The sequence below is a fragment of the Bradyrhizobium sp. KB893862 SZCCT0404 genome (genome assembly GCF_018130885.1).
Lineage (GTDB): Bacteria > Pseudomonadota > Alphaproteobacteria > Rhizobiales > Xanthobacteraceae > Bradyrhizobium > Bradyrhizobium stylosanthis.
In genome coordinates, this window is record NZ_JAFCLT010000002.1 from 194,008 (window position 1) to 219,344 (window position 25,337).

The 25,337-nt window shown below is 62.3% G+C and carries 22 protein-coding genes and 1 pseudogene; 11 read left to right on the forward strand and 12 right to left on the reverse strand.

What is annotated here, in order from left to right:
* Nucleotides 1–116 precede the first annotated feature (116 nt).
* From JQ617_RS09730 to JQ617_RS09740, 3 genes are read left to right on the forward strand one after another with little or no spacing between them, the layout of a single operon-like run.
* On the forward strand, nt 117–812 hold the full coding sequence (locus JQ617_RS09730; RefSeq protein WP_212026135.1) for an SDR family NAD(P)-dependent oxidoreductase: 696 nt from the start codon (nt 117–119) through the stop codon (nt 810–812).
* The gene (locus JQ617_RS09735) at nt 809–1,531 is read left to right on the forward strand and encodes a metallophosphoesterase family protein (RefSeq protein WP_212026136.1); all 723 of its coding nucleotides are present in this window, start codon (nt 809–811) and stop codon (nt 1,529–1,531) included. The genes JQ617_RS09730 and JQ617_RS09735 overlap by 4 nt, the downstream gene beginning before the upstream one ends.
* A 10-nt stretch (nt 1,532–1,541) precedes the next feature.
* On the forward strand, nt 1,542–2,486 hold the full coding sequence (locus tag JQ617_RS09740) for an ATP-grasp domain-containing protein (RefSeq protein ID WP_212026137.1): 945 nt from the start codon (nt 1,542–1,544) through the stop codon (nt 2,484–2,486).
* 60 nt (nt 2,487–2,546) lie between these two features.
* Here the strand turns inward: JQ617_RS09740 and JQ617_RS09745 are convergent, their stop codons facing one another.
* The 5 genes from JQ617_RS09745 to pseG form a co-directional block, all read right to left on the reverse strand.
* The gene (locus JQ617_RS09745; protein ID WP_212026138.1) at nt 2,547–3,431 is read right to left on the reverse strand and encodes a hypothetical protein; all 885 of its coding nucleotides are present in this window, start codon (nt 3,429–3,431) and stop codon (nt 2,547–2,549) included.
* Nucleotides 3,432–3,663: 232 nt separating this feature from the next.
* Nucleotides 3,664–4,536 (reverse strand): class I SAM-dependent methyltransferase, encoded by an 873-nt coding sequence (locus tag JQ617_RS09750; RefSeq protein ID WP_212026139.1) that lies wholly within the window; start codon nt 4,534–4,536, stop codon nt 3,664–3,666.
* 141 nt (nt 4,537–4,677) lie between these two features.
* Nucleotides 4,678–6,078 carry a surface carbohydrate biosynthesis protein gene (locus JQ617_RS09755; RefSeq protein ID WP_212026140.1) on the reverse strand — a complete coding sequence of 467 codons (1,401 nt, stop codon included), beginning with the start codon at nt 6,076–6,078 and terminating at the stop codon, nt 4,678–4,680.
* Complete coding sequence (gene pseI / locus JQ617_RS09760) at nt 6,071–7,183, reverse strand: pseudaminic acid synthase (RefSeq protein ID WP_212026141.1); 1,113 nt, start codon at nt 7,181–7,183, stop codon at nt 6,071–6,073. Before pseI ends, JQ617_RS09755 begins: the two co-directional genes overlap by 8 nt.
* A 229-nt stretch (nt 7,184–7,412) precedes the next feature.
* The gene (pseG, locus tag JQ617_RS09765; protein WP_212026142.1) at nt 7,413–8,513 is read right to left on the reverse strand and encodes a UDP-2,4-diacetamido-2,4,6-trideoxy-beta-L-altropyranose hydrolase; all 1,101 of its coding nucleotides are present in this window, start codon (nt 8,511–8,513) and stop codon (nt 7,413–7,415) included.
* A gap of 140 nt (nt 8,514–8,653) precedes the next feature.
* Here pseG and JQ617_RS09770 point away from each other — a divergent pair, with 140 nt between their 5' ends.
* From JQ617_RS09770 to JQ617_RS40445, 6 genes and pseudogenes are all read left to right on the forward strand, one after another.
* Nucleotides 8,654–10,090: a capsular polysaccharide export protein, LipB/KpsS family gene (locus tag JQ617_RS09770; protein WP_249156918.1), complete on the forward strand. Its 1,437-nt coding sequence runs from the start codon at nt 8,654–8,656 to the stop codon at nt 10,088–10,090.
* Nucleotides 10,091–10,101: 11 nt separating this feature from the next.
* On the forward strand, nt 10,102–10,851 hold the full coding sequence (locus JQ617_RS09775) for a glycosyltransferase family 2 protein (protein WP_212026143.1): 750 nt from the start codon (nt 10,102–10,104) through the stop codon (nt 10,849–10,851).
* Between the two features lie 160 nt (nt 10,852–11,011).
* Nucleotides 11,012–11,974, forward strand: coding sequence for a UDP-glucuronic acid decarboxylase family protein (locus tag JQ617_RS09780; protein ID WP_212026144.1), 963 nt, complete (start codon nt 11,012–11,014; stop codon nt 11,972–11,974).
* 33 nt (nt 11,975–12,007) lie between these two features.
* Nucleotides 12,008–13,354 carry a hypothetical protein gene (locus tag JQ617_RS09785; RefSeq protein WP_212026145.1) on the forward strand — a complete coding sequence of 449 codons (1,347 nt, stop codon included), beginning with the start codon at nt 12,008–12,010 and terminating at the stop codon, nt 13,352–13,354.
* A gap of 306 nt (nt 13,355–13,660) precedes the next feature.
* Nucleotides 13,661–13,882: a hypothetical protein gene (locus JQ617_RS09790; protein WP_212026146.1), complete on the forward strand. Its 222-nt coding sequence runs from the start codon at nt 13,661–13,663 to the stop codon at nt 13,880–13,882.
* A pseudogene (locus tag JQ617_RS40445) lies at nt 13,851–14,099 on the forward strand (transposase); the annotation flags it as partial. The gene JQ617_RS09790 and the pseudogene JQ617_RS40445, both read left to right, overlap by 32 nt.
* A gap of 34 nt (nt 14,100–14,133) precedes the next feature.
* Here the strand turns inward: JQ617_RS40445 and JQ617_RS09795 are convergent.
* Nucleotides 14,134–15,714, reverse strand: coding sequence for a lipopolysaccharide biosynthesis protein (locus JQ617_RS09795; protein ID WP_212026147.1), 1,581 nt, complete (start codon nt 15,712–15,714; stop codon nt 14,134–14,136).
* Between the two features lie 308 nt (nt 15,715–16,022).
* A complete protein-coding gene (locus JQ617_RS09800) occupies nt 16,023–18,962 on the reverse strand; it encodes a M10 family metallopeptidase C-terminal domain-containing protein (protein WP_212026148.1) in 2,940 nt (979 codons plus the stop codon).
* Nucleotides 18,963–19,163: 201 nt separating this feature from the next.
* Here JQ617_RS09800 and JQ617_RS09805 point away from each other — a divergent pair, with 201 nt between their 5' ends.
* Nucleotides 19,164–19,478, forward strand: a complete 315-nt coding sequence (locus JQ617_RS09805) for a hypothetical protein (protein WP_212026149.1) — start codon at nt 19,164–19,166, stop codon at nt 19,476–19,478.
* 144 nt (nt 19,479–19,622) lie between these two features.
* Complete coding sequence (locus tag JQ617_RS09810; RefSeq protein ID WP_212026150.1) at nt 19,623–20,816, forward strand: CaiB/BaiF CoA transferase family protein; 1,194 nt, start codon at nt 19,623–19,625, stop codon at nt 20,814–20,816.
* Nucleotides 20,817–20,879: 63 nt separating this feature from the next.
* Here the strand turns inward: JQ617_RS09810 and JQ617_RS40220 are convergent, their stop codons facing one another.
* From JQ617_RS40220 to JQ617_RS09830, 5 genes are all read right to left on the reverse strand, one after another.
* On the reverse strand, nt 20,880–21,005 hold the full coding sequence (locus JQ617_RS40220) for a hypothetical protein (RefSeq protein ID WP_283842055.1): 126 nt from the start codon (nt 21,003–21,005) through the stop codon (nt 20,880–20,882).
* 66 nt (nt 21,006–21,071) lie between these two features.
* Nucleotides 21,072–21,896: an outer membrane protein gene (locus JQ617_RS09815; protein WP_212026151.1), complete on the reverse strand. Its 825-nt coding sequence runs from the start codon at nt 21,894–21,896 to the stop codon at nt 21,072–21,074.
* 164 nt (nt 21,897–22,060) lie between these two features.
* The gene (locus JQ617_RS09820; protein ID WP_212026152.1) at nt 22,061–23,578 is read right to left on the reverse strand and encodes a tripartite tricarboxylate transporter permease; all 1,518 of its coding nucleotides are present in this window, start codon (nt 23,576–23,578) and stop codon (nt 22,061–22,063) included.
* Nucleotides 23,579–23,590: 12 nt separating this feature from the next.
* The gene (locus tag JQ617_RS09825) at nt 23,591–24,133 is read right to left on the reverse strand and encodes a tripartite tricarboxylate transporter TctB family protein (RefSeq protein ID WP_212026153.1); all 543 of its coding nucleotides are present in this window, start codon (nt 24,131–24,133) and stop codon (nt 23,591–23,593) included.
* A 162-nt stretch (nt 24,134–24,295) separates the two neighbouring features.
* Nucleotides 24,296–25,270 carry a Bug family tripartite tricarboxylate transporter substrate binding protein gene (locus tag JQ617_RS09830; RefSeq protein ID WP_212026154.1) on the reverse strand — a complete coding sequence of 325 codons (975 nt, stop codon included), beginning with the start codon at nt 25,268–25,270 and terminating at the stop codon, nt 24,296–24,298.
* Nucleotides 25,271–25,337: the final 67 nt, after the last annotated feature.

A 25,337-nucleotide genomic window follows, 5' to 3' on the forward strand; every position in this document is an offset into this window, starting at 1 on the left:
GTTCCGAGCAACAGGCGGCTCGCTCCGGCATTCACCTCACCATGAAGCACCACAACGACCATTGCAAAGCACACCCGTGTCGACAGGGTGCCGAGGAATGTGCGAAAGGGAGCCTTATGGAGCAACAGCGCGCAATCATCGTCACCGGAGCCTCACGCGGGCTCGGCTTTGAGCTGGTCGATCTCCTGATTGCGGCCGACGCAAAACCGATCGCGTTAGGCCGAGGTCTCGATCCAAGGCACGAGGCAGCCGCAGGCATGAATACCTGCATTTTCGTGGCTGCCGATCTTTCGGTTTCGCAAAGCCTCGACCAGATAGATCTTGCCCGCGCTTTGCCGCAATCCGCCGACGAGATCGTGGTGATCAGCAATGCTGGTGTGATCGAGCCGATCGGCACGCTCGACGTCATTGATTCCGCTTCGCTTGCCGCAGCATTCGCTGTCAATGCTCTGGCTCCAGCGATCCTGGCAAGGAAACTTCTCGCGGCGGCGGACGCGCGGCGGTCAAGATTGCGCATTCTCAACATCAGCACAGGGGCGGCGCGTCGCCCTTTGCCCGGACTCGGCGCATACTGCGCCAGCAAAGCGGCGGCATTGATGATCTTTGATTGCCTGGCCACAGAGCGACCCGACGTCGCCATCGAACACATTGATCCCGGCGTGCTCGACACCGACATGCAGAGCACGCTGCGCGGTGCCGACGATCAAGCTTTGCCGGTCCGGCAAATGTTTGCGAGTTTCGAGACCGAAGCCAAGCTTCGACGGCCTCGCGATGTTGCCCGCGAGATCCTTGTGGGGGCCGGCCTGCTATGAGGATCGCCGTGCTCGCGGATATCCACGGCAATTCGGAGGCCCTGCGGACGACTCTCGTCGAGGCGCGCAAGAGTGGCGTCGAGCATCTGGTCGTGCTCGGCGACCTCATCGGCTACTATTATGCCGCACGCAGCGTACTCGAACAATTGAGGGCGTGGCCTCTGGTTGCGATCCGAGGTAACCACGAGCGGATGCTTGCCGAAGCCCTCAAGGATGACGCAGCGTTGCGAGCCTACCGCGAACGGTATGGCAGCGCGCTCGACCTAGCAGGGACGACGCTTGAGTCACAAGATGTCGATTGGCTCATCGGCCTGCCCGACCGATCCAGCGTTCATCTGGGCGGCCTTGCACTGGAACTGTGCCATGGCTCGCCCCGCAACCCCGATGAGTATGTCTATCCCGATGCGAATGCCGCCGCGCTGGAAGCTTGCGAGGTGGCCGGGGCCGATCTCGTGCTGATGGGGCACACTCACTATCCCATGCTTGTGGACGGAGGGCCCCCTCTGCTCCTCAATCCCGGCTCGGTTGGTCAGGCGCGTGACCGCGGAGGATTTGCGTGCTGGAGCCGCATCGATACTTCCACGCGCACCTTGGTCATGGAGCGTACGCCCTATGACACGCGTCCGCTCATCGAAGAAGCACGGCGGCGCGACCCGCATCTACCCTACCTCGCAGACGTCCTCGAACGAGGCAATCCCACGGCCGTCCGGATAAGCTGAGACCATAAAATTGATCTATGAGACCACGCTGATAACGGGATGCGCCGGCGATATCGCGCTCGCGCTGGCCCGCATTGCGCGAGATGCGGGCGCAGTACATCGACTGATCGGCTGCGACATCCATGCCGACCATGCGGGTCCCGCCTTCTTTGATGTGTGCGAACTGGTACCGCGAGCAAACGATGTTGCGTATCTCGAAACGCTCGACCGAATCGTCAAAACTTACCGTGTCGACGTGATCGTACCCATGTCGGAAGCGGAGATTACCGTACTGCTTGCTGGCGGGCATTTGGGGGCTTTCGCCGGAGTACCGGTCCTGACGGCAAACCGGCTTGCCGTTGAAACGGGGCTCGACAAGTATGCGACGTTCAACCGACTTGCTGCGCACAAGCTCGGGGTGCCCTGGACCTGTATCGTCGGGGAGGCGCAGCCATTGGCCTTGCCATGCATCCTCAAGCGCCGGCGTGGCCAGGGCGGCAAAGATCTGCGGCTGATCAACACCGACGAGGAAGTCGAAATCGCCACGCGGACACGGCCCGGCGACTTGTGGCAAGAGTTGTTGTTGCCCGAGGATCAGGAATACACTTGCGGCCTGTACCGCAGCCGCACCGGCGAGACCCGCACCATCGTTCTCCGCCGGCGATTGCAGGGCGGACTAACCGGCGCAGCCGTGGTGGTCGACAGCGCACCGTTCAGCCCCCTTCTGCACGGAATCGCGGACGCGCTTGACCTCAACGGTTCGATCAACGTGCAATTGCGACTAACGGCCAATGGTCCGAAGGTATTCGAGATCAATCCGCGCTTTTCGAGCACCGTCGGCTTTCGTCACAGGTTGGGCTTCCACGACTTTATCTGGTCGTTGCTGGACTCACGCGAGCTTGCCATCGGCGCCTATCGTGCGCCCTCTCCCGGTATACGGATGTATCGCTGCGCCGATGAAGTCATCATCGGCTGACATTGCGGCAGTCGGGGCCGGCTAGCGATCCCCAGGCGCAGTGCGGGGCCAGCGCGGCCCTCAGAGGCCCATCACCAGCTTTTCCAGGGGCGATGTATTCGGTGTGGCGGAAAATGGTCGCGGCCTGGCGAAAGGATACATGATCGGGAACGCGAAAAAAGTGGCGGTATAAAGCAAGCGCCCATGCCCCGGCCCCATACGGCTGCCCATGTGGAGGCATTTCGCCGTATCAACCATGAAGGACGTCAGCCGAGGGGCCTTCATGACCTTGGTGTCCCCGCGAGGCACCTTCTGGAAAACCCGCTCGTCCGGGAAATGGCTGCCCAACAACGGATAGCCGAACTTGTCGGTCGACTGACGCGGCAAGAACGTGAACGGTCCGTCGCCGTCCGTTTCGACATCCGTCAAATAGCTGAACAGCTTGATCACCCGGACGTCGTCATGGTCGCGATGCCACAGCTGGGACGACTGGAGCTCTTCGCCCGTGTGACGGGAATAGGATAGCAGCACGTAATCGAGCCACGGAATCTCGCCCAATGCCGAGGCAATGATGTTAATGACCGAAGGTTGCAGCGCATAGCGGACGAAGACGTTGTCGGCGCTCAAGCGACCGTCCTGCATCTCGGCATCCAACAGACGGACCCAGAACTTCTTCCAAGTCGACGTCTGCTTGTCTTCCGCGCCTTTGATGTTGTCAAGCCTGACCCGCCCGGCTTCAGCAAACTCATTCTGAACCGATGCATCCATCAAATCGGTGACGATCGCGTAGCCGTCGCGATTGAGATCGTCGGCCTTGGCGCGTTCCGCCGCGGAGACGTTCAGAAGCTGCAACTGACGTTGCCGCTCGCGCTTTTCATTGAGATGCCAGACGCTATAGCCGGTCTTCACCGCGTGCCGCAACGGCGAGCGGTTGACATGCCAAATGACCCGCGACACCAAACCCATTATCGGATATCCTCTGCATCGACGACGCGGGCTCCGGCCCGGGCGACTGCACCACCGGTGCGTGCGAATGCCTTAGCAAAATCAGCACATCCGAGCAAGGAAGACGCTTCGACCGCCCGGCTAAACCGGTTGAAACTATCCCATTCTGCCGACCGGTGGCCCGGTCGCCGAAGATCGACAAAGCCTTCTGCGGCAAGCCAGGCGCGTGAGACCCCGGACCTGCGGCGAGCGTTCATCGACGCACCACGATACAAATATCCCTTCCCAGTCCCGCCATGAATATCGATCTGAACAATGCGAGTCTGGCGTCAACGTCTATCCCGCCTGCATAACGAAAGAACTTCCGTCGCAATGAATGCGCCGAGGGACCGAGCTTTCTGTCCTTGTAGTAGTTGAACGCCTCTTCCATCAAAAGATGATCGATGGGGTAGTCGCCAAAGCAATCGATGACGGAATAGCCGTTCCGCCTGCCAAGCTCGGGAAGCGTCTTGGTCGTAAAATAGTGCAGATGCACCGGCGGTACGAAGATCGGAAGCTCTTCCTTGCTTGCATCGCCGAATATGGTCGAATGAAGCTCCGAGAAATCGTTCGGCACTTCGATGATCGCCATTCCGCCGGGAGAGAGGTAGGACGCGATGCGCGTCATGATCGCGTCGGGGTCGATGACGTGCTCGATGACGTTCTTGCAGTAGACCAGATCGAACGCGACGCCTTCGAAATGACGACGGGATCCGATATCGCCGGCAACGAAATGGCCAGGATGACTGTCGATCAGATCCTGATTTTGACGTTCGATACCCACCAGGGAATGGTCCACGCCGAAGACATTGAAGCCGCGACGACGCGCCGATTTCAGGACGAAGCCCTCACCGCAGCCGAGGTCTAACAGATTTCCTCCGGCAACTCCGTGGGCGGCGGCGAAGTCGAGCGCGACGTTCGCCCGGTCGTCAAAATAGTCCAGTTCGGCGAGCTCATAGGTCTTCTTGTACTGCCCAGTCGGGTCTTGATAGTAGGATTCCCGATAGTGCTTCTCGATCTCTTCGATGGTCGGCATCGGATCGGCAGAGTGACCATACCGGGAAGGAACGCATCTATATTTCTGCATTGGCTACTCGTGAGAGATCAGGCGACATGAGGTGATAGACGACGCAATGCAGACTCCGCCGAGGTTGAGCATCCGCGATCTCGACATCGTTCCCATTGAAAGATCTCCGCTCCCCCGAGCTGCGCCATCCTGCTTGTGCGATTAGCTCGCTTCCGCAAGTTGCAAGCTCGCGCCGCTGACGACCCTGGCCGTCCGGCGCGTATCACCGACGACCCTGCGGACGGAAAATCGCCGGCCATCCACGGAAGCAGAGTCTATCCTGCCCAGTACGGCGGCGACCATGTCCAATGCCAGCGTCTTGCCCAGGCGACGACGCTCGATCTCAGCCGAGCCAAATCGGCGACGGAGCGCCGAAGCGGCCTTGAATCCAAGCACGGCACGCGCCATGGCAACTGCGCGGCCGCGGATTGAAGGCTGCGGCAAGGTGCCGGGATGCGCTTTGCCGCGGGCCTTCGCGATCGTCTCGAGTATGGCATCGGCAACGCGGATCGAGCTTGCGCCGTCGACCGCTGTAAAAAGATTGCTGATGACCTCACGGCGGAACTGCGCGGTTTCGTCGGCCACCGCGGGCAGCGGCCGCTCCAACCCTTCCCTTACCAGCGCGATCAGGTCGGATTCCGAGGCGACCGGACGGCTGACCTGTGCGGCGGCCTGAACACGCAAGGCAGGCGTATTGAACCATTCCATGCTCAGCGGCTCAACATTGAGCATTGTCGCTTCAATGGCCGTCGAGCAATTCTGGTGGATCAGCAGTCGCGCCCGATTGATCCATTCGATCGACGTACCCTCCTGCCGCACCTCGAAATTTGGATAGGCGGCCAAGGCGTCGTACGACTTGATGTTCTCGAACGGATGCGGACGGAGCACGAAATGCACGTCGGGAAAATGCTTGGCCAGCTTCATCGACGTCTCTAGCGTTGATTGATAGGCATGCCTGGCCTCAACGATGACCTGCCTTGCGTAGTCCCTGGAGTAGCCCGCGTTGACGATGGTCTCCACCTCATCATCCGGGCCGTTCGAAAAGCGCGGATTGACGCTCGGGAAATTCGTGTTCAGGAGGACATAGCCTGCACCGACCGGCGGCTTGGACAGTGCCGCACGCCACGGTCCCGCGCAAAAATCATATCGCGGGCACCCGGTCGCATGCAGGATATGGGCAGGTACCGTCCCATGCTTGAGGAAAGCTGCACGTTGCGCCTGCCCCCAAACACAATATAGGTCGAGCAGATCGGGAGAGCCCGCATTTTTGACCAGCTTGGCAAACTCGTCGGCATTGTTGCCGCCGATGCCCTCGGTATCCAGGACGCCGACCAACACGCCTGACCGCTTGTAACCCTTGATCAGGTCGGCATTGTTCGGACGCGTGTAATTCACCAGCACCAGATCCGGCTGCAGCGCCGGAACATCGAAACCCTGCTCGTACATGGGAACCAGGGTGACCTTTACGCCCCGCGTCGCAAGCTCCCGCCCGAGCAGAACCAAACCCTCAAGGTCGCGAAGCGGATTGTCGACGATCAGGCAGACATGCGGCTGGTCAGGCACGGGCGTTCCTCGACACCGCCTGTCGCAGCTCCGCAACTGGATCGTCGATGGTCGTCAGCAGGTCCCAGCTCATCGGCGTGCCCTTGCGTACAGCCCGGCCGACGCGCTTGCCGATCAAGGTAGAGAAATATTTCGGCGGCAGTCCAAGGCCGGGACGGATGATCCGCAGGTTCTGCTCCGTCAGGATATCGCCCTCCGCGAGGTCTTCGGCGACGTAGAGCGAGCGACGGAAGGTCCGAGACTCCTTTTCCTTCTCGGTCAGCCCGTAATGGACCTCGCCGAGCGCCATCCAAGCGCGCTCAGTCTCGATCACCAGCGAAGCCATCTCATCGGGCTCCATGGAGAAGGTCGAGTCCACCCCTCCGTCCGCGCGCGCGAGCGTAAAATGCTTCTCGATCACGCTGGCGCCGAGTGCCACGCTGGCCACGCTGGCTCCGATGCCGAAGGTGTGGTCGGACAATCCGACCTCGCAACCAAACATACCACGCAAATGCGGAATGGTCAGAAGATTCGTGTCGGAAGGAGCCGCCGGATAAGTGCTGGTGCATTTTAGGAGAACCAAATCCTTGCAGCCACCTTCCCGCGCGGCCCGCACCGCCTCGTCGATCTCGGCCACCGTCGCCATGCCGGTTGATATGATCATCGGCTTGCCGGTCGACGCGACCTTGCGGATGAGCGGCAGATCAGTGTTCTCGAACGAGGCGATCTTGTAGCAGGGCACACCGAGGCCTTCGAGAAAGTCCACCGCGGTAAAATCGAATGGCGTCGAGAACGGGATCATTCCAAGGGCGCGGGCGCGCTCGAAGATCGGCTTATGCCATTCCCAGGGCGTGTAGGCCTGCTGGTAGAGCTTGTGCAGCGAGTTGCCCTTCCACAGGCTGTCCGGATCGTCGATGAAGAATTCACCGTGGTCGAGATCGAGCGTCATGGTGTCGGCGGTGTAGGTCTGCACCTTCAGCCCGTGCGCGCCGGCTTTCGCTGCGGCCTCGACGATGACCAATGCCCGATCGAGCGATTGATTGTGATTGCCCGACATTTCCGCAATGATGAACGGCTTGTGCGATCGACCAATCGAGCGCCCTGCAATTGAGACATTGTCCGTCATCGACCGCTCCTAGTTCACGGATTGTGATGCTAAGGCATCGAGCAGCAACCCGGCCGGCTCGCTTTTGTTTAGCCATCTCTTGTCGCAACGTCGAGCCCGCTTCTTCGTGCCCCTCGTAGGCGCAGCCCCAATGTTAGTCAAACGTGGTGAGCTTTCGCGCCGACGCAGCTTCCTATTGTAATATCTAGAGAATTCGCGATTCCGTAGTTGGATTAGCCGATCTGCCTAGTTAGGATCGGGAACCCAGCGCGGCACAGACCCGACCACTCCCCTCACCGTCAACGAGCGCAAACGCGGCCTTGCCGAGAGCGAGGGTGCGTGTCGAATCGACTAATAGCGAGCGAAGAGCATGCGCAAGCGTTTCGACGCTCACGGACGCGGCCGATCCGAGGTAGAGGACCGCGCCGACATCGGCCAATGAGGTCAGCGTTTCAATTTGGTTTGCTGCAATGTGGAGCACCACGGCTGGCACGCCGAGGCAGCAGCGCTCCCAGTTCATCACGCCGCCCGCGCCGATCGCAAGGTCAGCCCGCCGCATCAGCTGGCCAACATTGTTCGCTCCACGATGCACCTCGACATTCGGCATCGTGCGGCAGAGGGCTTCGATTGAAGCCACGTGCGGGTTGCTCGCCCCGATAACCACATCGACCACCAGCAAGGGACGCGCTAGCCTGCCGATTGCGGCAAGCGCCTTTGCGGTCTCGTTGGTCGGATCGGAACCACCAAAGCAGATCAGGATGCGTCCGATCGTGCCGTCGCGCGGCGCGAGGAGCTCGCGCTCTTGGGCAAAATCCGGCCGCAGCAACGCATAGCTCGGCCCGAGCAATTGGACGCAGGCCGCGGGAACTCGGTTGCGGTAGCGGATCTCCATCTTTCTGACCAGATTTTGGTCGAGCAGCAGATCGACGTCGTGGGCGCGGTCGGCGAGATCGTCGATGGCGAAGATTCGCAAGCCTTCGCGCCGGCAGGCGCGCTCCCACCGGGCATCGAGTGCGTAGTGATCAACGATGAGCCATCCCGCCGGGCTGATGTCCGCCAGAACGCAGCAAGTCTGCTCCGCGTCTTGTTGCCGTGTCGTCGGCAGCCAGTTCGCGTGCGGGAGAGCGTCATCACCGGTCTCAGGGGACGCCTGGCGCGGATCGGGCAGGAGCCGCACCGCGTGTCCCTGGTTCTCGACGAGATGCGCAAGGCCAGCTGCATGGCTGCGCATGAGAAAGCTTGAGCGCATCCCGCCTTTGGCAAGCGCGTTAGCCAGTGTGAGGCACCGCGTCAGGTGACCAAGCCCCATCTCGACGGAAGCATCGACGCGAAAGACGACCTGCTTATTCATGAATTGAAGCCAGCATTCCTCTATCTTGCTTGACCCAACCTGGCACCCGCCATAGCCGACCGGACACGGCCCAGTACTAGCACAATTCGGGCAGCGGAACCGGCGCCAATCCGCCCTTGAGCTATCGGGCAGGCTTCTATATGCGGAAGCCACAACCGGACAAGCCCGCCCTGCACATGTTATCCACCAAGATGATCCTCATCACCACGCTCGCCGAATACCAGACCCGGTTCTGGATTCCGGTCGCGCAACGGCTGCGCGCGGCGGGCGACGATGTCGAGCTGCTCGCCTTCGACGACCGCAGCGCCGAGATGTCGGCGGCCGAAGGCGTGCCGGTCACGAACATGTACCGCGCGGGCCTCAAGACCGGCCCCTCGCCCGACGACCGCGGCGCCTTCGACGCGCGCGTCGCCGCCTACGGCCTCGACGGGACCAATTTCCTGTTCAGCCACGAGCGCTTCACCTTCGGCATCCGCGACACCGCGGCGCTGCGCCGGCGCTTCATGATCTACGCCAACGCGATGGAGGCGGTGCTCGACCGGCTGGAGCAGCAGGGCAAGCGCGTCGAGGTGGTGCAGGAACTCGGCGGCTTTCTCTCCGTCCTCGCAAGCTTTTACGCGGCGAAGCGCCGCAACATCCGCAACTGGTTCATCGAGCCGTCGTTCTTTCGCGGCCGCATGTACTTCACACCCGACGCGCTCGGCGCGCCCGACGTGATGCCGACGCCGGCCGACGCCGTGTCGCCTGAGGTACGGGCCTATCTCGACGACACGCTGACGCAGCAGGCAATCGTCATTCCCAAGAAAGACCAGCATCACTATTCCGCAGCCTTCAAGAAGGTCGTGAACCTGCGCAACGCCCGCCGCCTCGCCGAAAAACTATGGGACCAGTTCGCGCTCGGCAAGCACCAGGAGTTCGGGCACAATCTGCGCCATGCCCGTGTGCATGCGGCAATGGCGCTCAATGCGACGCGGCTGCGCAGGCTCTACAAGCCGATCCCCGAGGCGCCCTTCGTCTACTATCCGTTCCACGTTCCGGCCGACATGGCGCTGACGCTGCGCTCGCCCGACTATCTCGACCAGGTCGCGACCGTCGACTTCCTGGCGCGGACGATCCCGGACTCGCATGTGCTGGTCGTGAAGGAGCATCCCGCGCAGATCGGCGCGATCTCGGCCGACCGCCTGTTCGAGCTGGCGCGCCGGTTCGACAATGTCGTGCTGCTGCCGCCGCAGACCAACAATTACACCGTGCTCAACCGCGCCGATGCGGTCATCTCCGTCAACAGCAAATCGGGCGCCGAGGCGTTGCTGCTCGGCAAGCCGGTGGTGGTGATGGGCGATGCGTTCTACCGCTCCTGCCCGCTGGTCTACGCGGTCGACCGTCTCGCCGACGTGCCCGCGCGGCTGCGCGAGGCGCTCACCGCCGGGGCGTTAGATCCGGCCAGCGGCGCGCCATATTTCGAAGCGGCCTGGCGCAAATCGCTTCCGGGCGAACTCTACATCGGCGATGCCAAGCTGCTCGATACGTTTGCGGCCTCCTTGCGCACCGCGATCGGCGCGCCGGCTGATACGAATTGAACGGAGCCGTCATGCCGCTCGTCTCAATCATCACCCCATCCTGGAACGTCGAAGGCCTGATCGAGGAGACCATCCGCTCGGTGCAGAGCCAGACCTTTGCCGATTGGGAGCTCCTGATCGCCGACGACTGCTCGACGGACACGACGCCCGAGATCATTGCTGCGATCGGCGAGCGCGATCCGCGCGTCAAGCTGATCCGCCAGGCGAAGAACGGCGGGCCTGCGGTGGCGCGCCAGGCCGCGATCGACCGCGCACAGGGCCGCTACCTCGCATTTCTCGACAGTGACGATCTGTGGCTGCCCGCAAAGCTCGAGCGGCAGCTCGCCTTCGCAAAGGAGAACAAGGCGGCGCTCAGCTACACCGCCTTCCGCCGCATCAACGAGACCAACACGGTCACCGGACGGCTGATCGAGGTGCCGGCCTCGCTCAGCCATGGGCAGCTCCTGAAGAACACCGCGATCGCGACGCTGACCGCAATGGTCGACCGCGAGATATCAGGCCCCGTCGCGATGCAGAACGAAGGCTATGACGATTTCTGCCTGTGGCTCTCGATCCTCAAGTGCGGCCACATCGCGCATGGCCTCAACGAGGACCTCGCGCGGTACCGCGTCAGGGGCTCCTCGGTCTCCAGCCGCCCGATGCGCTCGGCCAAATGGGTCTGGCAGATCTACCGCAATGTCGAGCACCTCTCGCTGCCCCGATCGGCCTGGTGCTTCGGCCATTGGGGCGCACGGGCCTGGCTGAAGCGGCGGGAATTCTAGACGCATTGCCGGGTGCCCGGCTGAAAAAAGCGCGAAAACAACCCCATGCACAGTAGGGGTATTTAGATACCTTAATTCAAACCTACTTGGCTATTGGCGAGTCCGGCGGTTGCCGATACCACTCAGCCCCGCTCCTGCCGCGGACAATCTGGAACCGATCATGCCGTTTGAAAGCTACAAGAACAGCCGCATCCTCGTGACCGGAGGCGCCGGTTTCATCGGATCGCACATCTGCGAGCGGCTGCTCGACGCCGGCGCCGAGGTGGTCTCCGCGGACAATTATTTCACCGGCAGCCGGCGCAACATCGCCCATCTGATCGCAAATCCACTGTTCGAGGCGGTCAGGCACGACGTCACCTTCCCGCTCTACATCGAGGTCGACGCGATCTTCAACTTGGCCTGCCCGGCCTCGCCGATCCACTACCAGCGCGACCCCGTGCAGACTACCAAGACCTCGGTGCACGGCGCCATCAACATGCTCGGCCTTGCCAAGCGGCTGAAGGCGCGAATCTTCCAGGCCTCCACCAGCGAGGTCTATGGCGATCCGCTGATCCATCCCCAGACCGAGGATTATTGGGGCAACGTCAATCCGATCGGCATCCGCTCCTGCTACGACGAGGGCAAGCGCTGCGCCGAGACGCTGTTCTTCGACTATTGGCGGCAGCATGGCCTGCCGATCAAGGTTGCCCGCATCTTCAACACCTACGGCCCGCGCATGCAGCCCAATGACGGCCGCGTGGTGTCGTCCTTCATCGTTCAGGCGCTGAAAGGCGAGCCGATCACCGTGTTCGGCGACGGCGGCCAGACCCGCTCGTTCTGCTATGTCGACGATCTCGTCGAGGCCATCCTGCGGTTGATGATGACGAACGAGGACATCACCGGCCCGATCAACATCGGCAACAATTCCGAGTTCACCATCCGCGAGCTCGCCGAAAAGGTCATCGCGCTCACGGGCTCGCGCTCCAAGCTGGAGTTCAAGCCGCTGCCGCAGGACGACCCGCGCCAGCGTCAGCCCGACCTCACCAAGGCCAAGGCCGCGCTGAACTGGGAGCCGAAGGTCGCGCTCGAGGACGGCTTGAAGGAGACCATCGCCTACTTCAAGCACTCGCTCGAGATCGCCTGAGCCTGCGCCCCGTCTCCAGTGAGATCATCCCAAATGTGCGTACCTTCCGCCATCATCAGGGATCTGCGATTGCGGCTGGATTCGAAGCCAGCGCTGGCGATCCTCGCGTTGCTGCATTCTGCCGTCACCTGCCTGTCACTGATCAAGGTTGCGAGCTTCCAGTCCTATATCCATTTCAGCGGCGATACCGTCTGGGTCGCAGTGGTCGTCGCGGCCGCCTTCTCCGCCGTCTCGCTCCTATTCGCGGTCGCTCGCTTCAGCTTCGGCTATTTCATCGGCTTCTATTTCTACACGATGATCCTGGGCTTCCTGTGGATCGACGTCTTTTCGCAGTACGGGTACCTGCGACTCCACGCGGGGATCTCGGCCGCGCTGTCGCTCGTGCTCATTTTGCTGCCCACGCTGTTCATCGGAGCGCCGCTCCGACCCACGGTCGTGCTGTCGAAGGTTCATTTCGAGCATCTTCTTACGCTGATCCTGGTGCTGTCGGGGGCGACCATCGCTATCGCGTCGAGTTACAATTTCCGCTTTGTCGCGATCTCGCACATCTACGACTACCGGGATACAATCGAGTTTCCTGCAGCGCTGCGATATCTCGTCGGCTGGATTTCCAGCACGCTGCTGCCCTTTGCCTTCGCCTGTTACTGGCTGCTCGGATGCCGTTGGCGGGCGATGCTGGTCCTGGTCCTGCTTCTGCTATTGTACCCTGTCACTCTGACCAAATTTGCGTTCTTCACGCCGATTTGGATCATTGCGCTAGCCATCCTTTCGGGTGTCTTCGCAGCCAGGACATCGACGCTCCTGACGCTCTTTCTTCCGATGCTCGCCGGCGTCATCCTGATATCGATTAGCGTTCCCTATCTCTACGACACGGCCATTTATGCGCCCGCGGACGCTGCTCGCATTCGCATGTTCGACATCATCAATATCCGGATGATGGCAACAGCATCGAGCGCGCTCGACATATACAACCATTTCTTTGCAAGCCACCCGCCAACCTGGTTCTGCCAGATCTCCCTCCTCAAGCCGCTGATGAATTGTTACTATCAGGAGCCGCTGGCCGTGGTGATGCAGAACACCTACGGTTTCGGCAATCTGAACGCGTCGCTGTTTGCGACTGAAGGCGTTGCTTCCGTCGGGATCTATCTCGCGCCCTTAATCGCCTTCGCATCGGGTCTGGTGCTGGCGCTCGGCAATCGCGCCGCGGCGGGCCTGCCGCCCCGTTTTGTGCTGATGTCATCAGGAGTGTTGCCGCATGTCCTGCTAAACGTTCCGCTCTCGGTCGCTCTGCTCACCCACGGCCTCATCCTCCAGTTCCTGCTCTGGTACGTGATGCCCCGCGACCTGTTCGAACCGGAGCCGTGGCGCCGCGCATCCTGATCCTCAACGCGGATTATTCGCGATTCCTCTCCTGGCTGTCCCGGCATCATCCGGCCTTGAGAACGAGCCCTACGTGGTGCAGACAGCGGCGCGGAACGCCAGCCTGCCGGCGTTGCCGATATCTACTCACTCAATTTCGCAAAGCTCGACCACGTCGCCTCTGACATCCACGTCAACGATCCCTAGATACGCGCGGCCTGGCAAACGAGCACGGCCTAGCTCTTACGAACCGGCACCGCAGGCGCACCCGCCGCGCGCGATGCCATTCCCGGGTGGCTGCAACGCGCGGTCGCGCAGTTCAAGCCGGTGCTGCGGTCGCTGGCGCGCAAGGTCGGCCTCAGCCTGCGCCTCGATGCGGAGCCGGAACAGGTGCTGCTTGCGCAGAATGAGGACTTCAAACCGGATCTCGTCCTCAACCAGGACCTATTTCACGTCGACACGTGCCCGGCGCGCCAGATCAAGGTTTGGCCGACCGATTCTGATCGGTCAAGTCATCCTTCGACCCAGCGATATCGTGGTCCTGGATAACCTCGGCAGCCACAGGGCAAGCAGTTCGCCGGCTCATCCGTTCTGTCGGCGCCCATTATTCTTCCTGCCAAAATACTAGCCCGACCTGAACCCGATCGAGCAGATCTTTGCCAAGCTGAGGCACCTGCTTCGCAAAGCTGCCTCGCGAACCGTCAACGCGGTCTGCGCGGCAATTGGCCAAACACTCGATGCCTTCACTTCCGAAGAATGCGCCAACTCCTCAAAAGTATCAAACCTAATGCCATCACTCTTTAGGCCGGGACCAGCGCGCTTAGCCGCGCGCGCAGCGGCGAATGCAGTAGCGGGCTTGCGAGCGAGCCAACCACGATCAGCCAGACCGTGCATTCCACGATGAAGTGCATAAGGCCACTGCCCGGCACGAGAACTCCGATCGCCCTCCCGATCAGCCAACCCGACACCACAACCGCCGTAGCCGTCACAAGCAAGAACGCCATATGCCCCAGCGGTTGCCGCAAGGTCTGGCGCATGATCACCAATCCGAGAAGGCCGAACTGGATCAGGATGTCGCTCGCAACCACCGCAACCGCAGCGCCCATCGGTCCGAACCGGGGGATCAGCACTAAGGACAGAGCCAGGAAGACGACGAGCTGAAGTCCCTTTGTCCGGATCAGCAGTTCGCCGCGATTGCTGTGACTGGCGAAGACCAACGCCAGCATCGAGGGCGCGACCGCGGCCGAGCCGAGCAACAACGTCACCGCAAGCGGACCATCATAGGGAATGCTGCCATGGGTCCACAGAGTGAAGAAGTCGGGCCAGAACGGCAGCATGCCGGCAACGACCAGAGAGGTGAGTCCGGTCGCGAATACTGATCCGTATGCATAGTGGCGGCGCAGCCGCTCTTTCTCGCCGACAGCGTGGTCGTGGCCGAGCTCCGCGCCGAACGGCAGGGCGACCTGGAGACAGACCCCGCGCACAAGGCTCGCGATCAAACGCGTCAGCCCCCATTGAGCGACTGCGACGCGGTCGGTGACGAGCGCCGAGACCAGCAAGACCGGCACGTTAACCAGCGCGAGCTCGGCAATGTTGGTAACGGCGAAGGGCAGCGCGCGGCCGAGCTGTCCGATGCTCCAGCGCCACGATGGCGCGATGAACGATGGTTTGCCGCCACGGCGCAGGAACGGAAACAGGCGCGGCGCATCGAACGCGACGACGAAGATCGTGTACAGCACCTGCATCGAGACGAAGGCGATCGCCACCGCGAGCAGGCTTCCGAACATGAATAGCGCGAAGAGCTGTACGATCTGGCCGAGCAGCAGTCCGGCGTTTTGAAGCCAGATGATGCGGCCATATTGACCGCGCACACGATAAAGGCCTGAGGCGAGATTTGCAGGCAAGCTAAGGAGCATGCCGAGGGTCATGACCAGCATCGCGGCATCGATCGTCGGCGTCGCACGAAAGCCGAGTACTGCCGAGGGTGGTGCGAGATAGATGCTGGTGCACAAGAGCGCAGCGAGGCCTCCAACGATCGCAAGGTAGATCCGCTGCATGGTGTAATAGAAGCGCGCGGTCCGGCCGTCGCAGTCCTCAGAGGAGCGAAAAGCGATAAACCGGTTGATCGCACGAAGCTGCAATCCCGAGTCTGCCACGACGACAAGGCTGCCGGCCGCGTAGACAGCGAGCCACGCCGCAAGCACCTCGCCGCTCCAGACATGCAGAAAGGCCGGGATCAACAGCAGCTGCTGGGTCAGCCCCAGCACCATCTGCACCAAGTTTGCCGACCAGCCGTAAATGAGCCGGCGGGCGCGCCCGGCACCGCCGATACCGGCAGGGCCATCGGCCTTGCCGGGCGCGTCAGTCTGCGTATCGGTCAAGCCGCATCCTTCCAACGAAAGTAGCCGTTAAGCCTGCGTCTTAAGGCGGTTGAACGGCTTAGGCAATGGTGTCCAAATTCCTCGCCGCCACGCCGGCTGACGCAGCGCTCAGAGCCCGTCCGAATCGTTATCTTCGGCGTGGCGCGGCATGAAGAGGTTATTGGCCGTGGCCGGCATGGCCAGCTTGCCACCGTTGCGACGATTCCAAGGGCGGACCGGTCAAGCCCAGCGCCGACAGCAGTACCGAGCACAGCGGATTGCCGCGCGGCGACGGGCCGCACTTCGCGAGAAGCTCGCTCCCCGATAGGTCACGGGAGCAGGTCGTGGCCAGCGAATTTTGCCAGATGATCGAGGAGACCTGCGAGGTTACCGTCGACGTGTGTCATGGCGTCTAGCACCGGCTTGAACGGGCCGAACGAAGGAGCGCCTGCGGCCTCGCTGCCTATGTTCAGAAGCTCGCCTCGACTAGAGACGTGCTCAAGGTTGTTGAATTCAGCGAAGGCGGAACTGAACACAAAAGAATCGCTGGCGTTCAATGCAGTTGTTGAACCGGCACCGGAGTCGCTGATTGCTCGCATGCCAACAACTCCATCGCTAGTCAAATCCTGATGGAATGTGGTCTCAAACGATTGTAGTGCTGCGCTGGTCCCGGAAACGAAACTGAGGAGATTTGTAACGTAGTTGCCATTCGAGTCCGTGCTCCAGATGTTGTACTGGCCCGTGCTCACATTCTGCCAGGCCACATCATAGCCACTGCCGGTTTGCTCTGCTCCGATCGGCGCCCAGCCCGTCCACATGCCGACAGTGATCGGCGCGCCAAAAAACATGAGTTCGGGCCCCGTTCCGCCCGCAACGGGATTCAAAAGATAGTTGTCTCCAACCTGGACCAAGCTCGTTGAGCCGGCCGACTCGATCGCTATCGACGAAACTCCAATCACACCATCGCCATTGAGGTCCTGATGGAACGTGGTCTCATACGACTGCAGCGCCATGCTCGTCCCGGAAGCGAAACTGAGGAGGTTTGTGACGTAATGGCCATTCGAGTCGGTGCTCCAGATGTTGTACTGGCCGGTGCTCGCATTCTTCCAAGCCACATTGTAGCCACTGCCGGTTTGCTCTGCTCCGACCGGGGCCCAGCCGGCCCACATGCCGACAGTGACCGGCGCGCCAAAAAACATGAGCCCAGGCCCGGTCCCGCCTGCAAAGGGATTCAGAAAATAGTTGTTTCCAGCCTGGACCAAGCTCGTTGTACCGGCCCTCTCAATCGCTATCGATTGTACACCAATTACACCATCGCCATTGAGATCCTGATGAAACGTGGGTTCATACGATTGAAGTGCCGTGCTCGCCCCGGAAGCGAAACTGAGGAAGTTTGTGACGTAATGGCCATTCGAGTCGGTGCTCCAGATGTTGTACTGGCCCGTGCTCGCGTTCTTCCAGGCTACATCATAGCCACTACCGGTCTGCTCTGCCCCGATCGGCGCCCAGCCCGTCCACATGCCGACCGTGACCGGCGCGCCGGAAAACATGAGCTCGGGCCCGGTCCCACCCGCAACGGGATTCAGGAAATAGTTGTTTCCAGCCTGGACCAAGCTCGTTGTGCCGGCCGTCTCGATCGCTATCGTCGGCGCACCCATTACGCCGTCGCCATTCAGGTCCTGGTGGAGGAGTGGTTCATACGATTCCAGCGCGGAGCTCGCAGCTGAGGCAAAACTCAATAGATTTGTGACGTAGTTACCATTCGAGTCGGTGCTCCAGACGTTGTATTGGCCCGTGCTCGCATTCTTCCAGGCTACATCGTACCCACCACCCGTTTGCTCCGCCCCGATCGGGGCCCAGCCGGCCCACATATCGACCACGACCGACTCGCCGCTATATTTTAGCTGCGGTCCCGTTCCACCAGAAACAGGGTTCAACGAATAGCTGTTTCCGACCTGCACCAACCTCGTCGTCCCGAGCGCCTCGATCACAATCGGCGACACAAACGTGGAGCTTGCGATCGTACCGTCCGCGAATTGGAGATATTCCACTCCTGTAACCGCATCTGTGCCGTCGGGCGAACTAGAACGTTGATCAACAATAGTGAAGGCCTGCGTGTTCACATTGTACAAGATCGCGTAATTGGCTTGGTTGCCCGAATACACCGCCGTGTCGGTGCCCGCCCCGCCGATGATGCTGTCGTTGCCGCCGCCGCCGGTGATCGTGTCGTTGCCAGAGCCGCCGTTCAGCGTGTTGGCGATGGCGTTGCCGAGGATGGTGTCGTTGCCGCTGCCGCCGATGGCGTTGTCGATGTAGGACCGCGCATCGCCATTGTAGAGATAGGCGTTGTAGACGTTGCCGGACGCGTAGTGGCCGTTGCCGAGATTGGCCAGCTGCGTCGCGGAGAACACCGACGGGGCGCCGGGATTGAGGTTGATGCTCAGATTGGTCGTGTAGTTCGACAGATCGTAGGTATCGACGCCGCCGCCGTCCCAGACCGTTTCGTAGATGCGGTTGGCCGAACCGCCTGCGCCGCCGCCCGGCGCGAGCTGCCCGACGCCGTTGATGAACTCCTGGCCCGTCGTCGCATTCCAGCTGTAGACCGTGTTGCCGCTCTGGCTCGCATAGTTCGCGCCGTACATCGTCTGCAGCGCGAGGATGTCGTTGGCCATATAGGTCTGCGAATATCCATACGATTCATTGGTGTAGCCGCTGGTCGTCGATCCACCGACATAGCTACGATAGCTCATGACGGTGTATTCGCTGTCGTCATGCGCGGCAGGCACCGCGACGTTGGCGGGGCCGCCGGCCTCCTGGCTGTGCTTGAGGCCGAGGGCGTGGCCGAGTTCGTGCAGCGCGGTCGTGAAATAGTAATTGCCGAGCTTGGCCAGCGAGTAATTGTACTGGGTGCCGAACCATACATCGCCCCCCGATGCATAATTGCCGGGGTAGTAGGCGTAGGAGGTCGGATTGGCCGATGGGGACTGCGCGATCATGATGTCGGCGCTTCCAGTCCCGTTGTACTGGATCGTGGCGTTGGTGTAGCCGAGGATCAGGCCGATCGCGTAGTTGATCGCCGCCTGCATCTGGGTCGGCGCCGAGGCGAAACCCGACGCGGTCGGTTCGCTGCTGCCGCCGGAATAGGGATTGGAATAGTCGCTCGGCGAGTCCGGAAAGCTGTAGCTGATCGTGCCGGCCCATTTGTAGCCCGACAGCAGGCCGTCGATCTCGGCATTGTTGGTGGCACTGACGGAAACAGCGGTAGCCAAGGAACTCTCCGGAGCAACGGATGACGAATTGATTCGCGACGCTGGCGCTTGATTCTAGTTAGAGAGAGCTACGTTTGGTTTAAATTGGGCGCCGGGCCGGCGGCGCTGCGGTAACCTCGCATTAGCCATCAAATTCCGTAGTGATACGGATCGGCGGCGGGCGCTCCGGCTCCGCGCCGCGCCTGTTCCGTAGAGGAAACCATGAAACCGGGTCCACTTTCGGCCGATCTGATCGCAGCGCTGGCGATGCTCGCCGGGCTGGACCATCTGCTCATCGGAGAACAGCCTGTCATGGCCTCGAAAGCCAATGCGGATGACAGCGGCAAGCCAGCCGCCCAGTCGGGACGCGCGCCCTCCATGCCCATGGCCCGCGATCCTTCCGCCGCGGTGGCGGAAGAATTCGAAGCCGCCCGCCGGGCGGGAACGCGGGAAGCGTTCGAGCTCTTCATTGCGCGCCACGGCGATGATCCGCTGGCCGAGCAGGCGCGGGCCGAGCTGAAGAGCCTGCCGCGCTGATCGCCCGCGCAAGCGGGGCGGGCAGCGTCGGGCCAGCCTCGATCAGGCCTGCATTTGGACAGGCGGCATCCGCGTCGAGGCCGTCTTGCCCCCTGACGTTTCGGCCTTATGGTGGCTCCGCAATCTGTCCCGGAGCCGCTCAAGATGCCTTTTCCGCATGCCTCGGAAGCCCTGTCGCGCTTCACCGTGCTTGATCTGACCCGCGTCCGGTCCGGGCCCACCTGCGTGCGTCAGCTCGCGGACTGGGGTGCCAACGTGATCAAGATCGACGCGCTGACGGAGGATGCGGGCGGCGAGCAGCCGGGCGGGCCGCGGCGGGGCTCGGACTTCCAGAATCTGCATCGCAACAAGCGGGCCATGACGCTGAACCTGAAGGACGAGCGCGGGCTCGCCGTGTTCAAGCGCCTCGCCGCCAAGGCCGACGTCGTGGTCGAGAATTTCCGTCCCGACGTGAAAAAGAAGCTCGGCATCGACTATGAGAGCCTTGCCGCGATCAACCCGCGCATCGTCTATGGCAGCATCTCCGGCTTCGGCCAAGACGGGCCCTATCACAAGCGGCCGGGCTTCGATCAGATCGCCCAGGGCATGGGCGGACTGATGTCGATCACGGGCGCGCCGGGCGAAGGACCGATGCGGGTCGGCATTCCCGTCGCCGACCTCACCGCCGGCCTGTTCTGTGCCATAGGCATCCTCACCGCACTGCTCGAGCGCGAGGTCTCGGGCAAGGGCCAGTGGGTGCAGACCTCGCTGCTGCAGGCCCAGATCTTCATGCTCGACTTCCAGGCCGCGCGCTGGCTGATGGAGAAGGAGGTCGCCAAGCAGGCCGGCAACAACCACCCGACCAGCATCCCGACCGGCGTGTTCAAGACCTCGGACGGCTACATCAACATCGCCACGACCGGCGGTCGGATCTGGGAGCGCTGCGCCCAGGCGATCGGCGCGCCAGAACTCTACAGCCATCCGGATTATGCGACGGCGCCTTCACGCTCCAAAAATCGCGATGCGCTCAATGCGGAGATCGAGAAGCGCACGGTGACGAAGTCGACCGAGACCTGGGTGCGCGAGCTCAACGAGGCCGGCGTGCCGTGCGGGCCGATCTACGCCATCGACCAGATGTTCGAGGACGCCCAGGTCAGGCATCTCGGCATCGCCCAGGACGTGCCGAACGACGAGGGCCGGCATATCCAATTGGTCGGCCAGCCCGTGACGCTGTCGCGCACGCCGAGCAGGATGGTGGCGCGGCCGCCGGAATTCGGCGAGCAGACCGACGAGGTGCTGAAGGAGTTCGGCTTCGGTGCGGACGAGATCGGCCAGCTCAGGGACGCCAAGGTGGTGTGAGCGCCTCGCCCGGCGTCGCCAAGGAAAAGCGCGGCGTTCACGCCGGGCCTTTTGCATCGCGCGTCAGTCAGGCGCTCTGGTGCCGCTGAAGCGGTAGTTCACGCCGAAGCGCAGAATGTTGTCGGTGATGTGCGAACGATAGCCGACGACCAGCGGCGCGCCGCTGAGCGCGATAACGGGGGGGCGCATCCGGACAGAAACGACAAAGCCCGGCGCGAGACCGGGCTTTGCTTCTTGTTGACGCCTTTGTCGATCTCAGTACCTGGCGACCACCGGGCCACCAAACTTGTAGTTCACGCCGACCCGAAGGATGTTGTCGGTGATCCGGGAGCTGTAGTTGCTCGTCAGCACGCCGCCGCCGAGCGCTCCGATAGCGGTGGTGAACGACCCGCGGGTGCGGCCAAGATCCATCCAGAGATATTCGAGTTTGGCGGTCCAGTTGCCGCCGATCACGCCTTCGACGCCGGCGCCGACCGTGTAGCCCACGCGCACGTCGGAGCTCGAGAGCACAGCCGCAGCCGCGCCGATGGTCTCCGTGGTCTTCACCTCTCCATAGGCCAAACCGCCCGTGCCGTAGAACAGCCAAGTCGGGGTCACGAGGATGCCGACGCGCCCGCGCACCGTCCCGAACCAGCTCAGCTTCTGGTCAAGCGTGACAGGCACGGCCGGACCGGGGGCCACGAAGAGCACGCCGAAAGGAGGCGTACAAACGCCGGTCGGACAGGTGAAGGCGCGGCTGCCCTTCTGATCGCTGCCCTGGATGTCGGCCTCGAGGCCCCAAACCCAATTCTGCATCTGCCAGTTGTAGCCAATCTGGCCACCGCCGATGACGCCGTCCATGTTGGTGCGATCGCTGCTTGCAAACAGCGCCACGCCCGCAGGCGTCGTCAAAGTGGAGTCGTCACGGGAGCGGCCCCAGCTGTAGCCGATGTTGCCGCCGACATAGAAGCCCGTCCAATTATAAACTGCGGCAACCATCGGCGGGGCCTTGACGTACGGCTTCGCCGCGAGATCAGCAGCCAGTGCGCCCGTCGCGAACAGCGACATCGCCGCCGCCATTCCAATCACAATCCGCTTCATGGCAAATCCTCTTCAAATTTATGAGCAGAACATAGCCGGTTCCCTGCCAAGGGGCTGTGCCGCACCAGCAACATCCCGGAACAATCGAGCCTACGGCCGCGCCGGTATCAGAACGCCACCGCCTCCCCTAAGCCATTGATCCGGAACAACGTTGTTCTACGGCGCTAAGGCGATGTCGCCCTGGTCCGCTGCGTCAGTCCGACGCGGCCCAGCAACCCGTCGATGACAGGCCAGAACAGCAGAACGATCGCCAGAGTCGTGATCGAGCCGACGAGGCCGTTCGACCAGAACACCCCAAGCTTTCCACCGGCGCCGATCATCGAGAGGCGGAAGGCATCCTCGGCACGGTTGCCGAGCACGAGGGCCAGGGTGAACGGCGCCAGCGGAATGCCGATCTTCTTGAACACGTAGCCGACGATGCCGAAGCCGAGCATCAGCCAGATGTCGAACATCGCGTTCTGGATGGCATAGGCGCCGATCGCGCAGGACACCACGATCATCGGCGCCACCGCCGCGAACGGCACGCGCAGGATCGAGGCGAAGATCGGCACCGTCGTCAGCACCAGCACGAGGCCGACGACATTGCCGAGATACATCGAGGCGATCAGGCCCCAGACGAAGTCCTTGTGCTCGACGAACAGCAGCGGGCCCGGATTGAGCCCCCATACCATGAGGCCGCCGAGCAGGATCGCCGCGGTGCCCGAGCCGGGAATGCCGAGCGCCAGCATCGGCAGCAGCGCCGAGGTGCCGGAGGCATGCGCCGCCGTCTCCGGCGCGAACACGCCCTCGATGCGGCCCTTGCCGAAGCTCTCGGAGTCCTTGGAGAAGCGCTTGGCGAGGTTGTAGCCCATGAAGGACGCCGCGATCGCGCCGCCCGGGGTGATGCCGAGCCAGCAGCCGATGAAGGAGGAACGCAGCAGCGTCACCCAGTATTTCGGCAGGTCCTTCCAGACGCCGAGCACGACACGCAGCGAGATGCTCGCCGCATGTCCGCGCAGCGCCAGACGCTCCTCCATCGTCAGCAGGATCTCGCTGATCCCGAACAGGCCGATGACCGCGACCAGGAAGTTGATGCCGCGGAGCAGCTCGGCCGAGCCGAAGGTCATGCGCAGATTGCCCGACACGGTATCCATGCCAACGCCGGCGAGCAGCAGGCCGAGCGACATCGAGATGACCGTCTTGTGCTTGGCGTCGCGCCCGAGGCCGACAAAGGAGCAGAAGGTCAGCAGATAGACCGCGAAGAACTCCGGCGGGCCGAACTTCAGCGCGAAGGACGAGATCATCGGCGCGAGGAAGGTGATCAGCAGCACCGCAACCAGCGAACCGATGAAGGACGACGTGAACGCCGCGGTCAGCGCCTCCGCCGCCCGGCCCTGCTGCGCCATCGGATAGCCGTCGAACGTGGTCGCGACCGACCAGGCTTCGCCGGGGATGTTGAACAGGATCGAGGTGATCGCGCCGCCGAACAGCGCGCCCCAGTAGATGCAGGACAGCATCACGATGGCCGAGGTCGGATCCATCGTGAAGGTCAGCGGCAGCAGGATGGCGACGCCGTTGGGGCCGCCCAGGCCAGGCAGCACACCGACGAAGATGCCGAGCACCAGCCCGACCATCATCAGGACGAGCGTCTTCCACGTGAGCAGGACGGCAAAGCCATGAAGCAGGAGACCGAGAGCTTCCATCGTTCGCCTGCCCTAGTGACCGAAGGCCGCTTCGAGCGGCCCCTTCGGCATGATGACGTCGAAGGCGATGTCGAAGGTGACGAACATGATCGCCGTGAACACGAGCGCGGTGAGCAGCGACTTCCACAGCGCGATCTTGCCGACGAGGCGCATGAAGCCGGCGATCAGCATAAAACTCGCGACATAGAGGCCGAGGAACTGCGTCACCAGGCAGAACAGCAGGGTCGGCACGAACACCGCCATCACGCGGCGGGCCTGCGCGCGCGTGACGAACGTCCCGGATGCCGCGCGCCGCGCCAGCAGCGCCACGATCAGGCCGTAGAGACTGGCCCCGCCGAGGATGATCGAGAGATAGAATGGAAAATAGCCGGGCTCGGGCCCGGTCGCATCCCAGGACGCGCCGGTGCGCCAATTGTCGTAGCCGAGGGTGACGGCGAGCGCGAGCAGCAGGAGGCAGACGATGATCTCGACCGAGCCGGAGGAGACCACGGCGGGGGAGTCGTCTTCAGGCGCGGTCGGATCGTCGACGACGATTTCAAGATCGGTTTGGGACATGCTCAGTTAGGGACAGAGTGCGATCAATTCTCCCTCGCCCGCGTGCGGGAGAAGGTTGGGGCGAGGGGGAGCATCCGGGGAGACGGCGAGGATTGGACTCGCGGAGAGAGCCCCTCACCCCAACCCTCTCCCCGTAAGTACGGGGCGAGGGAGCAGAGCGTCTTACTTCGCGACAAATCCGGCTTCGGTCATCAGTGACTTGTTGACGGCATCGTCCTCCTCGAGGAATTGCACCATGTCCTTGCCGGTGAGGAAGATCGGCTTCAGCGCCTGCTTTTCCATGTAGTCCTTGTACTCGGTGGTCTGGGTCACCTTGTGGAACAGCTCGACGTAGAACGCCTGCTGCTCGGCCGTGACCTTGCCGGGCAGGAACATCGCGCGCAGCATCAGATACTGCACGTCGACGCCCTGCTCCTTGCAGGTCGGAATGTCCGCCCAGGACTGGGTATCCGTCACCTTGCTGGTGTAGGAGATGCGCTCCTTGTCGAACACGCAGAGCGGACGCACCTGGCCGGCGCGCCAGACCTCGAGATTCTCACTGGGATTGTTGACGTTGGCTTCGGTGTGGTTGCCGACGAGCTGGGTCGCGGCCTCGCCGCCGGACTTGTAGGGCAGATAAGAGAACTTCGCGCCGGTCTTCTGCTCCAGGAACACGGTGAGCACGTGATCCTCGCGCTTGGAGCCGGTGCCACCCATCTTGAACGGCGAGCTCGCCGCCTTCGCGGCGTCGATGAATTCCTTCACCGTCTTGGGGCCGGCGCTGTTGTCCCACAGCACGAACTGGTCGAGCGCGATCACCGAGACCGGGGTCAGCTCGCGCCAGTTGAACGGGATCCTTGCCGAGAGCGGCAGCATGTAGATTAGCGAATAGGCAATCAGCACCTTGTTCGGGTCGCCCTCGCTGGACTTCATGTACATCAGCGCTTCCGCGCCCGAGGCGCCGCCCTTCAGCGAGACCACCATGGGCTGCTTCATCAGATTGTTCTTCTGGATCGCGGCCTGCATCATCCGGGCCATCTGATCCGAGGCACCGCCGGCCCCGGCCGCCACGACGATCTCCACGGGCTTGGTCGGCTCCCAGCCGGCAAAGGCGGGCGTGCCGCAAAGCGCGGCCGCCAGCGCAATCGCGGCCTTCATTCCATGTCCCACGTGCGTCTTCCCTATATTCTTGTTCGGATTGGAAATTCAGGGGTGAATTCAGTGC